Consider the following 13,258-nt stretch of genomic DNA (forward strand, 5'->3'; position numbering starts at 1 on the left):
TGCTGAGCCGTAGTCAGCGGAAAATGAATGCGTTTCGTCATGGTTCTATCGTAGCAGCATAGGGTTCAGGATGCAAAGGGTATTTGACCATTACACGTTTTGATTTAATCCTAGTGCTTAGTTGTAATGGTTCATTGCCTTAGCCTTCGATTGCCCCCTAACCCCCTCTCCCGCCCGCGAGGCGAGGGGGAACCGCTGACTCCGTGATCCCCTCACCCGCGTTCAGTGGGAGAGAGGTTGGGGGTGAGGGCATGCCGCTGGTTGTCAATTCAATGAACCATTACACTTAGTTGCCGTAGCGCCAGCGGCGATAGTGTTGGCCAACATTGCCCATCTCTACTTGAAAGGCAGCAGAGTTGGTTGGGGTATAGGTCAGAATCCGGCGTTCGAAGGCTTGCACCAACATCCAGGTTTCAGTCCCACCAAGTTTGGCACGCATCCAATAGGCATCGCTCAGCGGATAGCCGAAAGCAAAGACCCAATCGACAACTTGGCCTTCAACGAAGCGGCCATTTTCATAGACTGTCCCACGTTGATTCATAAAATTCCAGAAAACATCGGGAATATTATGGCTGGTTTGGCTCACAAACTTGGCGTTGGTCACCACGCTTGGCGCATCAATCGCGCTGGTCGTTGCATCGCGTTTGAGTTGGGTAACGATGGTTTGGCCAGTTTTGTCGGGCTGAGCACCCAATACATCGCGCAGCGAGCTATAGCCTGGCGCAACATCGTTAATTGCCCGTGGATCGCCGCCCAATGCTTCATCGGCAGGAATCCGTTGCTCAAACGAGCTATCGCCAATTTGCACTTGGCCACGAATCATTTCAACCACCAACAAGCCATTGGTCACAAACCACGGCTGGCTGCGGTCGCCATTGGGATTATTAACTTCCATGCGCGATTTGTCGAAGTATTGGACTAAGCGCGTGCTGCCACCATATGGCTCGTATTGGCCTTTGGCGATTGCTGGCCCCCAAACCCACGAACGGTTGCTCCGCGCATCTTGGACTGGCTTATCGGTGCGTTGCCAGGTTTTCTCAAAGTTGGCATCGGCAAAGCCATCGGGAATCGTCGGCACATTATTTTTGAAGGCATTGATTTTTTCGCGTGAAATATCGAGGTAGAGATTGCCATAGCTTTGGCTTGGCTCAAGCTGGCTCCCTTCATACCATTCGTTCCAGCTGGTCAGAATCACCGCCCGCGCCTGATAATTCATGGCCGTATCCCAGCCAGCGCGGTAGTAGTTGCCGTTCTCGCGGTCGCGCAAGTGGCCGTTGCGATAGAGCAAATCATCATAACCAGGCATAACAGTTGCCACAAATGGTTTGTTACTATTGCGGCGCGTGTTGTAGTCGCGCAAATTGCGGCTATACGAACTCATGGCATCGCCTTGTTTGCGTTCCCATGTAATATCGAAAAAGTGGAGTGCATCGAACACATCAAGCAGATTGAAATTGACCCCACCGCCAAGCCAAAATTGATTGCGATTGGGATCGACGCGATTGCGCAAATCAGTCCAATCATTCAGTGAGCCACGGCCACCAGGCAAAATCGTATCGTTCCAGAAGATGAAGACTGGCTTGCCATCCCAACGCCAGTAAGCACTACTTTTGGCGAGGTCAGCCATTTCGCGCATATTATCGACAATCGCTTGAGTTGAGCCAAGCGTGCCATCGGCAACCGGATCAACGCTGAAGGCGATGTTGAAATTGCCTTCTTGCTCAGCGAGTTGCAGCAAACGCGCACAGGTATAGCGCCACGTACAAATAAAGCCATCGATGCCAGCATTTTTGGCTTGGCGAATCTGGTTGAGCATCGTGCTATCACGGTCGCTCTCGTAGAGTTCTAGCGGGCGATCGCGAATCTTATCGAGATACCACGTTTGGCTGCCCCACCAACCGTAGTAGTAGGCAAAAACCGGGCGCGAAGGCTCGGCAGCACTGGTTGCGGGCGAGTTGGAGGGAATGATGGTTAGGCTTAAGATCAAGCCCAGCAGGAGAAGAATCCGTCGCATGTTTGCTCCTTTCGTCCACTGCGACTCAGGTGTTCTTATTGTACAGGCAAAATGGAGATTTAGGGGTCAGTTTGGTATGATCCACGAAGATCACGAAGGGCACGAAGATGAGGCTATCGGCTTGTGGCTCTTGGCTATCGGCATTTGGAGCTACGAACGATACGAATAGTTTTTAGCCACAGATTGTTTTGATTATGTTTCCCAAAGCCCAAAGCCTCCAGCCGATAGCCTCGTTCCTTTTTGATTTCTGACTTTTGACTTCTGACTTTTGATTTTACTCCTATGTTCTATGTTCTATGTTCTATATCGTCCATGGATTGAATAATTGTACGCCAGTATTTTGAAAATCACTGATATTACGAGTCACAAGACAACAATTATAATAGATCGATTGAGCAGCAATTAACGAGTCGATTGCAGGTAAATTATGCCCTATTTGGGATAAATGGCCAACTAATTCACCCCATTTGAGCATAACCAATGTATCTAAGCCTAGGATTCGACCTTGAAACCTAATTAATAGTTCTTCATGGAGCCATGTTTGCAATTCAATCTTTCGTGGTGATGGGGAGAGTTTACTAATCCCTTTTTGTAATTCGCCGATTGTAATAACACTTAAATACAATTGGGCTGCTAACTGGTGATCGACCCATTCAATCACATTTTGATTTGGCTGACGGCTAATTAATTCCGAGATAACATTTGTATCAATTAAATAATTCATAATTCAAGATCATCACGTAAACCGCTTTGGTCGCGGCTTAAATCAATGTCACCACCAATTAAGGGGGAACGACGAAAAAAAGCTGATAATGGCTCTTGTTCAAGTTGGAGGCGGCGATATTCTTGATAACCAATTACGACAGCAGCCTCTTGACCATGTTTGGTGATAATTTGCGGGCCGCTGGTCTGCGCAGCTTGAACGACCTCACTAAAGCGATTTTTCGCCTCTTGTAACTGCCAAATATGTTCCACAAAGACCTCCTAGCTAGTCTGTCTAGATTTTAGCACATATTTTGAACAGTAGCTAGTAGCTATCTCTACTGGTACATTGCGTTAACGAGCAATTGCCCCCTGAAACCACGAAGAGCGCGAAGATCACGAAGCACGTTTTTCGCCACAGATTGCACAGATTATGAGGATTATGCTCCACTAGCCCATAGCATAAAGCCCATAACCCACATTCTCTCATTCTCTGCGCCGCTGCGTTAAATGCTGATCCACGAAGAACACGAAGATGAGGCTATGGGATTTGGGCTAGTGGCTATGGGCTTTTGACTTCTGACTTTTGCCTTTTGATTTGGTATTTCATCCTTCATCCCTCATCCTTCATCCTTTGATTGTCCTACCTCGATTGTTTGACAAAACCATGGTCGTTGTGTACACTACCGCCCTATAAGTCCCTCTACTTTCTCCCAATCCAACCCGCTACCATTGCAGGTAGCTCGTCGTTCAATGATTGCACCTTAGAGTTCAATGTGGCTTTTAAGGAGGTTAATGCCTCATCACTAAAACCATGTATGGCTTTGGGCTAGCCAGTTTTAGGCTTTCCTCGGGTTTAAACAAGGAGCAACTGGAATTATGAAACGTTTTCTTTCATTCTCGCTCGTTTTGACCATGATCATGGTAATTTTGGCCGCATGTGGGACCCAAACTGGTGGATCAGGCACCAAAACCACCGTCACGATTGTTAGCAGCTTACCTCGCACCGGTTCCTCAAAAGGACAAACAGATACTATCGTAAACGCCATTAAGATGCGTTTAGAAGAAGACAAATACGCCGCGTGCAATGGTAATGTTGAAATCAAGTATGAAGATCTTGATGATGCAACCGCAGCCAAAGGCGCTTGGGACGAAACCAAGGAAGCAGAAAACGCCAACGCTGCTGCCTCAAACAAAGATGTGATGGTCTACATTGGGACTTTCAACTCAGGTGCAGCCAAGATTGCGATTCCAATCTTGAACAACGCAGGCATTGTGATGATCAGCCCAGCCAACACCTATCCTGGCTTGACCAAGGATGGCAAAGGCGCTGAAGGCGAACCAGCAGTCTACTATCCAAAAGGCACCCGCAACTACACCCGGGTTGTGCCAGCAGATGACTTACAAGGTGCAGCAGCAGGCAATTGGGCCAAAGAATTGGGCGTAACCAATGTTTACATCTTGGATGATACCGAGTTGTATGGCAAAGGGATTGCTGACGTATTCGCTGCTACCGCAGAAGCAAACGGCATCAAAATCGCAGGCCGCGATAGCATCGATTCAAAAGCCAGCGACTACAAAGCCTTGATGTCGAAAATCGCTGCCACCAACCCCGATATGATCTACTTCGGTGGCATCACCCAAAGCAACGCAGGCCAATTGGTCAAAGATATGCGCGCTGCTGGCATGACCGCTGATAAAGTCAAGTTCATGGGTCCAGACGGCATCTACGAACAAGCCTTTATTGATGCAGCTGGTGCTGATAACGCTGAAGGCGTGTACGCAACCTTCGGTGGCGTTCCACCAGCAAAACTTGAAGGCAAGGGTGCCGAATGGTACAACGCCTACAAGGCCAAATTCAACGCTGAGCCAGAAGCCTACGCTGCTTATGGTTATGATTCAACCAACGTTGCCTTGGCTGCAATCAACAAATCATGCGATAGCATCAACCGCGAAACCATCTTGAAGAACGTCTTCGCAACCAAAGATTTCGATGGCGTGTTGGGCAAATGGGGCTTCGACGCTAGTGGCGACACGACGTTGACCCAAATGAGCGGCCAACAAATCAAGAATGGCGCATTCGAATTCGTGCAAGTCCTCAAATAAGTTTGCATACCGTTTCCAAGGGACGATCGCTTGATCGTCCCTTTCCCCTGTGTGGATTATCGTCACCAGCCCCTTGCTGGGTACATAGGAATAACGCGCTATGGCAGCATCTCAAACTCCATCGTCGCCGCAGGCGGCTCCGCTTGTACCACGCGAGCCATTTCTGACCAAGCGACGAGCTTTTTCGATTGTCGGCCTGATTATTTTCCTCGGATTCTTTGCCATTCCCATATACCAAACAATTTTACTTGAGATGTGGGATGATCCTGGGCAACTAACCCAGCAGATTGTGATTGGCTTGACCAAAGGCACCTATATCGCGGTGATTGCGCTTGGCTATACCTTGGTGTATGGGATTTTGGAGTTGATCAACTTCGCCCACGGCGATTTATTTATGATCGGCGCATTTTTGTCGTTGATCTTTATCAGTTTGTTTGGCTTAGATCCCAAAACCAGCTCAGGCATCACGATTTTCTTCTCGCTAATTGGCATCTTGGGTTTGGTGATGCTCTGCACCGCCTTGATGAATGCAGGGATTGAGCGCTTTGCCTATCGGCCATTGCGCAAAGCTCCGCGTTTGGCTCCCTTGATTTCGGCAATTGGGATGTCGTTTGTGCTACAAAATTTGGGGATCTTCCTTGGCGATGGCCTGATTTGGGATAAAATTGCTGATGGGCTGGGCTCAGATGCAATTGGCCGAGTTGCCGATGCGATGGGGAGCCAATCAGTTGCCCCCAAGAATATTCCCGACTTGCTGCCCAACGGCCAAGTCTTTTTTATTCCTAATAGTTTGAAATATACCTATAAAGATCTGCTGGTAGCCGTTGTAAGCCTTGGGTTGCTTGCGGGCTTATATTCGTTTGTGCGTTTTACCAAGCTTGGCAAGGCGATTCGGGCAACCGCACAAGACCGCGACGCAGCACGTTTGATGGGCATCAACGCCGACCGCACCATCTCCGTAACCTTCCTTATTGGTGGCGCGTTGGGCGGTGCTGCCGGTATGATCGTTGGCCTCTACAACGGGACAGCAGTATTTACCATGGGATTTACCGCAGGCTTGCTCTCCTTCACGGCAGCAGTGCTTGGTGGCATTGGCAATATCCTTGGTTCGGCTTTGGGTGGCTTGCTGATTGGCTTGATCCTCGCCTTGAGCGATCAATACATTGGTACACGCTGGTCGAACGCGGTGATTTTCGCCATTCTTGTCTTGATTTTGCTCTTCCGACCAACTGGGTTGCTCGGGCAAGAAGGTGGCCAAAAAGCCTAGAAACGAGGATTGTATGCCAAATACACAGCGCTATGTAAAAACTGGCGGGATTGGCTTTGCGGTTGGGGCATTCTTCCTATGGAATTATCCCAACCTTGGAATTGGCGCAGCATTGCTTGGTGGTTTGGTGATTGCCGCCCTCTGTTTGCTGTATAGTGCGCCATTGCCCGATATGATTAAAGCTGGCTTGATTGCTGGTATGTTCGGCGCGGTCATGACGATTGTCTATGGAACTGATAAACCAGGGGTTGCGATTATTGCGGGCATGCTCAGTGGTTTAGGGGCTGGTTTGTTGGTCTTTCAACGTAGCCCGCAGGCTAATCCCAAGAAGGCCGCAATCTTAGGGGCCGAAGCAGGAGCAATTGCCGGGGCATGGACAGCCCTCGCGCTCCTTTTAACCGCGTTTGTGATCGCTCCTGCGGCGGGGGTTGATGCTGGCGAGTTTGCTGAGCATTTATCCGAAACCGTGATTTTTGCCGATGCGCTTGGCTTGGGCAGCGATATTCTGATTTTGCTGTTTGCCTTCGCTTTTTCGACGCTCTCGGCAGCCATCTTGGGGGCCGCTGCTTGTGCTGCTCGCAGTTTGCCATTGCGCCCAAACATTCCACTGTTGGCGGTTATCGCACTGCCAGTGCTCTTGATTCCGCTGATCGATCGGGCTGGCAATTTGCTGTTGCTCGATGCCTTGATTCCAATTTATATCTTCATTCTGTTGGCCTTGGGCTTGAATATCGTGGTGGGCTATGCTGGCTTGCTCGACTTAGGCTATGCTGCCTTTTTCGCGATTGGAGCCTACACCACGGCGATGCTCTCATCGCCACACCTTGGCATTAACCTCAGTTTTTGGTTGGTGATTTGGGTGGCAGCAGCGGTGGCGGCCATTGCTGGCTTGACCTTGGGTGCGCCGACACTCCCGTTACGCGGCGATTATTTGGCGATTGTGACGCTTGGTTTCGGCGAAATTGTGCCAATTCTATTCCGCAGCCTTGGCGGTGGCCCACCAAGTGGCACCTTGACCTTACGCTTCTTTGGCATGCCAATTGGGATTGAGCAAGTTGACTTGACTGGTGGCAACAAAGGGATTAACCCAATTTCGCCGCCGCATTTGCCATTTATTGGCGATTTCGAGCCATCAAACAAAATTCCATGGTATTACCTGCTAATCGTGATCATGGGCTTGGCGATTTTCTTCATCAATCGCCTGCGTGATTCACGTCAAGGCCGCGCTTGGATGGCCATGCGCGAAGATGAATTGGCTGCTGATGCAATGGGCATCAACGTCGTGCGCACCAAATTGCTGGCCTTTTCGATGGGCGCGATGTTCTCTGGCTTTGGCGGCGCGTTCTATGGCGCATTCATCGGGGCGATTTTCCCAAGCTCCTTCGACTTTAGCGTCTCGATCATCTTGCTATGTATGGTGATTCTCGGCGGTTTGGGCAATATGACAGGGGTGATTATTGGCGGCTTGTTGATTCAAGGTGCTGATAAGATGTTTATTCCCAAGGGAGCCGAATTGTTCCGCGATATTGCCAACGAGCGAGCAAGCGCAACGGGCAGCAGTACGGTTGGGGTTTCAGCACTGCAAGATCTGACTCAACAACGCTTGTTGCTGTTTGGGATTGTGTTGGTAGTGATGATGCTCGTCCGACCGGAAGGCCTCTTACCCAACGAACGCCGTAAAGCCGAACTGCATCCCGATGACGATACGATCAATAGCAATAGTGTTGCAGCCGAGGCGGAATCTGATCCGTCGTTGGCGGCGTAGGAGACCTGCTATGGCACCCTTGCTGCAAGCTCGCGCCATTACCAAGCGATTTGGTGGCCTAACCGCCGTGAGCGATGTTTCATTTGAAATTGAAAAAGGTTCGATTGTTGGGCTCATTGGCCCCAACGGAGCTGGCAAAACCACCTTCTTTAATATGATCACTGGTTTGTATACGCCCAGCGATGGCGATATGATTTTCGATGGCAAGCGGATCAACGGCACCAAGCCCAGCGAAGTGACCAAGCTTGGCATTGGCCGCACATTCCAAAATATTCGCTTGTTTGCGCATATGACGGCGCTCGAAAATGTGTTGGTCGGCCAGCATTGCCGCATGAATACTGGCTTGCTGGGCACGTTATTTCGCACAGCCAGCATGCGTGCCGAAGAAAAAGCGGCGCGCCAAAAAGCCTTTGAGTTGCTCGAATATGTTGGCTTGGGCCGCAATAGCGCCGACGAAATGGCCAAAAATCTACCCTATGGCGATCAACGCCGTTTGGAAGTGGCGCGGGCTTTGGCAACCGATCCCAAATTGTTGTTGCTCGATGAGCCAACCGCTGGCATGAATCCCAAAGAAACCGATGCCTTGACTGCGTTGATCTATCGGGTGCGTGATGAGCGCGAACTGACCGTGCTGCTGATCGAACACGATATGAAAGTGGTCATGGGCATTTCTGAACGAGTGACCGTGCTCGATCGCGGGATTAAAATTTCCGAAGGCTTGCCACGCGAAGTCCAAACCGATCCCAAGGTGGTCGAAGCCTATCTTGGCACTGGCCACGCGGCCAAGGGCAAAGGCGGCGGCGCTCCAGTGTTTGATAAAGCGTAGGATTGGGGATCGGTTGTTAGGAGTCGGGGATCGGGTTTGGAACCACGAAGGGCACGAAGAGCGCAAAAATAGTAGCTGCGATATTCAAGCCTTCCTGTTCACAACCCGATCGCTGCTTCCTAGTATTCGTGGTTTCCTATTGAAGGATTAACATGGATGCTTTGGGATTTCATCCCTCATCCTTCATCCTTCATCCTTTAATGATAAGGACATTCGCGATGTTGCAACTGCAAAATGTACATACGTATTATGGCAACATTCATGCACTTAAGGGCATTTCGCTGGAAATTAATCAAGGCGAAATTGTGACCCTGATTGGCTCGAATGGCGCTGGCAAAAGCACGACCTTGCGCACAATCTCTGGCATTACGCCGCCACGAACTGGCCAAGTGCTCTTTGAAGGCAAACCGCTGAATAGCGTTCCGGCGCATAAAATTGTTTCACAAGGCATTTCGCAATCGCCAGAAGGGCGGCGGATTTTTGCCAATCTGACGGTACGCGAAAACTTAGAAATGGGCGCATTCACCCGCAACAACAAAAGCGAAATCGCCAGCGATATGGATCGGGTGTTTGAGCTATTTCCCCGTTTGAAGGAGCGGGTTGCTCAGCGTGGCGGCACACTCTCTGGTGGCGAACAGCAAATGTTAGCGATTGGTCGCGCACTTATGTCGCGGCCTCGCTTGCTGTTGCTCGATGAGCCATCGATGGGCTTGGCTCCAGTGTTGGTTGACCTGATTTTTGAAATTATTCAAAATATCAACAGCCAAGGCACGACGATTTTGGTGGTCGAACAAAACGCCTTGATGGCCTTGGGCATCGCCCATCGCGCCTATGTGCTGCAAACTGGGGCTATTGTTAAAGCTGGCGATGCGGCTACCTTGCGCGAAGACGAAGATGTGCAAAAAGCCTACTTGGGGATGGAATGAGCGAACAAGCTTATGTGGCCCATTTGCGCCAGCAAACTGAGTTTGTGGCTGGCGATGGCTGTCACTTGTGCGAACTGCTGCATCCAGAGCGCCATCCGGTTGCGCTTGGCTATAGTTTAGCCCATGCCTATGTTGAAGCTGGTGGGCGAACTGCCGATCATGTGCTTGAACAATCTGAGGTATACTACATTATCGCTGGACGTGGAACGATGGTGCTTGATGGTCAAGCCCATGCAGTCGAAGCTGGCTCGTATTATTATATTCCGCCCCGTTGTTCACAATGGCTGCGCAATGATGGCGAGCAACGCTTAGAGTTTTTATGTATCGTTGAGCCGCCCTGGACGGCGGCAGGCGAAACCATTACAGAGTAGCCTCGCTGACGAGTCTTAAGGCGCGGGTCTTCCCGCGCTTTTTTTGTGTCTCTGTTTCAACCAGCATCGAGCTTTTTATTGACACACCAAGGTGGAACACGATGGTTTTTGGATTAACCGCTTTAGCAGTAGTGGCCTATTCGGGATTGTCGCTGCTGTTCAAGGCCCTCGCAAGTCGGACGCGTCCGGCCCAAATGGTTTATGCCTCAAGCGTGATCGCAACAATTTGTGGGCTGATTTATTTTATCGCTAGCGGCGAATCGTGGTCGTGGCCTGCGGCAATTTTGGCGTTTCTGGCAGGCGTGACCTTTTATTTTGCCACGATTGCCCGCGCCAAAGCGCTCGAACATTCGCCCGCCTCGTTGGTTTTTGCGATCAGCAATTTGGATTTAGTAATTGCTGGCGTGGTGATTTTGCTCTTGCCCGCAGCCTGGAATGCGCTGCAATTTGGCTCAGTCACAATCAATTTGCCTTCGCAGGCTGGCAATCCAACGCTTGGCAATGTACTGGCCTGTATCTTAACCGCTATTGCCGTGTTGATTGGCGCGCAAGTTAAAGGCAGCGAAACCTTGAGCAAAGCTACTTATGTTTGTTTAGGCCTGTTGGTCATTTCGAGCTTTGCCGCCGTCACCTATGCCCGCAATTTCGGTGCTCAAATTGGCTTGTTGATGTTTGTTGATTTTGCTGCTGGCGTGATTCCAGGCCTCCACCTTACGCCCCAAGTGCGCCGCCACGAATGGGGTTGGGGCGCAGTGGTTGGCTTGGTAACCTTTGGCGGCTTTATAGCAATGATGCATGCCCAAGCGTTGTCCGATGCGGCGACCTTGCCATTTGTGCTGCTGGCAATTAACCTCAAAACCCCAATTACCGCGATTATCGCCGTGCCACTGTTCCGCGAGCAATTGACCGCCCGCAAAATCATCGCCGTCAGCTTGGCAACCTTGGCCCTGTTTATTTGGCAAATTTAAGTTTGGGGGTCAGGGGTTGGGGATCGGGGGTCGGAAGTTCGCAAACTACTCAGTCATTCCACAGGTTTAAAATCCCCTCACCCCAACCCCTCTCCCATCCACTGGGCGAGGGGCTTTAATACCGTGGTTCTTGCATGATTTGTGGTGAAAACGGGTGCTCCCCCCCTCGCCCGCGTTTTCGTGGGAGAGGGGGTTGGGGGTGAGGGGAATGGGCTATTGGTTAATATGCTGAGCCAATAGCCCAGTTCCCTTCGCGTTCTTCGTGTCCTTCGTGGTTTCTAATCAAAGACTCTTGCTCGCGCCAACAAACATCTGCAAACCAAAAGTCCCTCATCCTTCATCCTTTGCAAACCTACTCTTCGGCAGTTGCTAAATCGGTTTTGAGCAAGGCATCGCCCAGCGGGTAGCGCAACGAAACCAAGAAGCCTAGCACCACATTAATCACATTCAACACCAAAAACAGGGTTGAGATACCAAGTGCCAAGCTGGTAGCTTGTTCGCTGGTAAAACTGCCGCCAGCAACTGGCACCATCTGGCCAGTCTGGGCCAAGTTGGTCATAATCAAAATCATCACGACATCGCGAATCCCAATCCCAGCAATCGAAATGACGCTCACCAACGAGATGATCGCAATCATGGCCATATACGGGCCAATATCAATCTTGACCCCGGTGGCCAGAAACAGCAAATACAGTCGCACAAACGTCCAACCCAAGGTCAGGAACGAAAACAGCACCAAGGTCGCGATGCGGCTCAACGGCATATGCAACACGCGATCTTTCAAGCCTGCTTTGACCGCGAGTTGGCGCAATTTGGCGGGCACGACCACGGGCAAAACTTTGGTGCTAAACCAACGCCGCAAGCCAGCACTAGCCAAAATTGCCACCCCAACCACCACGCCCAACAGCGAGGCGATAATCAAGAGTTGCACATTGCCTGGCAAAAAGGTGCGATAAAAATACAAACCTGAGCCAGCAATAATTCCCATAATCGCCACATCGAAGAAGCGATCAACCACAATTGAAAGCAAACTTGGCCCCAAGGGATGGCCCTCGCGGCGCAAATACCAGGCCTTCACTGCATCGCCGCCCTGCCCAGGCGTGACCGAGCCAACAAAAATCCCCAAGGTATAGAGCAACGAGGCAAACCATGGGCTAATGTTGATGTTCCAGCCTTGCAAAATCAAGCGCCAGCGCCAACCCTTGGAATAGAGAAAAGGAAACACCAGCACAACCGAAGCCCCAAACAGCAATGGATCGGTCGTCCGAATCACATTCCAAATACTCGTTAAATCGTTGGTAGCCAGAAACCAAATCAAAATTGCTGGCCCCAACGCCGTCAAAAGCCCATTGATAATTCTTTTTTTCATTGGCGAATCCGTTCAAAGCGCAGGGCCGCAATTGTTTCGGCCAGCAAGCCAAAACAGAAGAAAAACATGGTTGCAATCAAACAAAACAACGCCGTCGGCGGCAAATGCAACCAGTTATTATCGTTCAGCGCGCCAAGCACATACGAAATAATACACAGCACAAAGAAAAAGCCACTAACTGGCATAAACACGCGAATTGGATTAAACAGGCTGATAATGCGCAAAATGATGATCGTAAATTTAAAGCCATTCTTCAGCAGCTTTTGCTTGGAGCGACCACCTTGGCGGCGTTGCATGGCGATTGGCTCGAAGCGCACGTGGTAGCCGGCTTTGGCAAAGGCCAAGGCGCTGGTGGTTGGCCAGGAAAATTGGTTTGGCAAGAGGTGAATATAATCAAGCAAAATTGAACGCCGAAAAGCCCGAAAGCCCGAAGTTAAATCTTGCATTTCCATGCCAGTCAAATACGAACCTAAGCCGTTCAAGGCGCTATTGCCCAACCAACGCAGCCAATTTTCTTGGCCTGCCCGCGAACGAGCGCCAATCACCATATCGTAAGCGCCGATATAGCTCAGCAGGCGTTCGATGTCGGCAGGGTTGTGCTGGCCATCGCCATCCATAATAATTACGATTTCGCCAGTTGCGGCGCGAACACCGGTTTTGACCCCAGCGCCGTTGCCAATGTTATAAGGACGGGTGATCACGCGTGCGCCAGCTTCGGTGGCAATTGCCACGGTGGCATCAGCAGAATGATCATCAACCACGATAATTTCAAGCTCAGGGTAGCGTGTGCGAACCTCGTGCACCACCCCGCCAATTGTTGCGGCTTCATTAAAGGCTGGAATCACAATGCTCACCGTCCAAGGAAACGGTGATGACGTTGTGGTTTGAGCACTTGCAAGCGTTGTGCGTTCCACAGTTGAACCTCCGGAGAGGCATTGTACCAG

Annotated in this window: 12 protein-coding genes; 7 read left to right on the forward strand and 5 right to left on the reverse strand. The window is 50.5% G+C overall.

Annotated features, from left to right (window positions below):
- Positions 1-286: 286 nt before the first annotated feature.
- The 3 genes from JOD20_RS23545 to JOD20_RS23555 all read right to left on the reverse strand — a co-directional run bounded on the left by JOD20_RS23545 (position 287) and on the right by JOD20_RS23555 (position 2,989).
- Positions 287-2,014, reverse strand: coding sequence for a glycoside hydrolase family 99-like domain-containing protein (locus tag JOD20_RS23545; protein WP_204757622.1), 1,728 nt, complete (start codon positions 2,012-2,014; stop codon positions 287-289).
- A gap of 301 nt (positions 2,015-2,315) precedes the next feature.
- On the reverse strand, positions 2,316-2,738 hold the full coding sequence (locus JOD20_RS23550; protein ID WP_204757623.1) for a type II toxin-antitoxin system VapC family toxin: 423 nt from the start codon (positions 2,736-2,738) through the stop codon (positions 2,316-2,318).
- The gene (locus JOD20_RS23555) at positions 2,735-2,989 is read right to left on the reverse strand and encodes a type II toxin-antitoxin system prevent-host-death family antitoxin (protein ID WP_204757624.1); all 255 of its coding nucleotides are present in this window, start codon (positions 2,987-2,989) and stop codon (positions 2,735-2,737) included. Before JOD20_RS23555 ends, JOD20_RS23550 begins: the two co-directional genes overlap by 4 nt.
- Positions 2,990-3,595: 606 nt before the next feature.
- Here JOD20_RS23555 and JOD20_RS23560 point away from each other — a divergent pair.
- From JOD20_RS23560 to JOD20_RS23590, 7 genes are all read left to right on the forward strand, one after another.
- Positions 3,596-4,822: a branched-chain amino acid ABC transporter substrate-binding protein gene (locus tag JOD20_RS23560; protein ID WP_204757625.1), complete on the forward strand. Its 1,227-nt coding sequence runs from the start codon at positions 3,596-3,598 to the stop codon at positions 4,820-4,822.
- Between the two features lie 253 nt (positions 4,823-5,075).
- Positions 5,076-6,089, forward strand: coding sequence for a branched-chain amino acid ABC transporter permease (locus tag JOD20_RS23565; protein ID WP_204757662.1), 1,014 nt, complete (start codon positions 5,076-5,078; stop codon positions 6,087-6,089).
- Between the two features lie 13 nt (positions 6,090-6,102).
- On the forward strand, positions 6,103-7,854 hold the full coding sequence (locus tag JOD20_RS23570; RefSeq protein WP_204757626.1) for a branched-chain amino acid ABC transporter permease: 1,752 nt from the start codon (positions 6,103-6,105) through the stop codon (positions 7,852-7,854).
- Between the two features lie 10 nt (positions 7,855-7,864).
- Complete coding sequence (locus tag JOD20_RS23575) at positions 7,865-8,680, forward strand: ABC transporter ATP-binding protein (protein ID WP_204757627.1); 816 nt, start codon at positions 7,865-7,867, stop codon at positions 8,678-8,680.
- A gap of 218 nt (positions 8,681-8,898) precedes the next feature.
- A complete protein-coding gene (locus JOD20_RS23580) occupies positions 8,899-9,606 on the forward strand; it encodes an ABC transporter ATP-binding protein (RefSeq protein ID WP_239584038.1) in 708 nt (235 codons plus the stop codon).
- Positions 9,603-9,977 (forward strand): cupin domain-containing protein, encoded by a 375-nt coding sequence (locus tag JOD20_RS23585; protein ID WP_204757629.1) that lies wholly within the window; start codon positions 9,603-9,605, stop codon positions 9,975-9,977. Before JOD20_RS23580 ends, JOD20_RS23585 begins: the two co-directional genes overlap by 4 nt.
- A 101-nt stretch (positions 9,978-10,078) precedes the next feature.
- The gene (locus tag JOD20_RS23590; protein WP_204757630.1) at positions 10,079-10,945 is read left to right on the forward strand and encodes a hypothetical protein; all 867 of its coding nucleotides are present in this window, start codon (positions 10,079-10,081) and stop codon (positions 10,943-10,945) included.
- Between the two features lie 352 nt (positions 10,946-11,297).
- Here the strand turns inward: JOD20_RS23590 and JOD20_RS23595 are convergent, their stop codons facing one another.
- Complete coding sequence (locus JOD20_RS23595; RefSeq protein ID WP_204757631.1) at positions 11,298-12,314, reverse strand: lysylphosphatidylglycerol synthase transmembrane domain-containing protein; 1,017 nt, start codon at positions 12,312-12,314, stop codon at positions 11,298-11,300.
- Positions 12,311-13,228: a glycosyltransferase family 2 protein gene (locus tag JOD20_RS23600; protein ID WP_110513504.1), complete on the reverse strand. Its 918-nt coding sequence runs from the start codon at positions 13,226-13,228 to the stop codon at positions 12,311-12,313. Before JOD20_RS23600 ends, JOD20_RS23595 begins: the two co-directional genes overlap by 4 nt.
- Between the last annotated feature and the right edge of the window lie 30 nt (positions 13,229-13,258).

The sequence above is a fragment of the Herpetosiphon giganteus genome (assembly GCF_016907925.1).
GTDB lineage: Bacteria > Chloroflexota > Chloroflexia > Chloroflexales > Herpetosiphonaceae > Herpetosiphon > Herpetosiphon giganteus.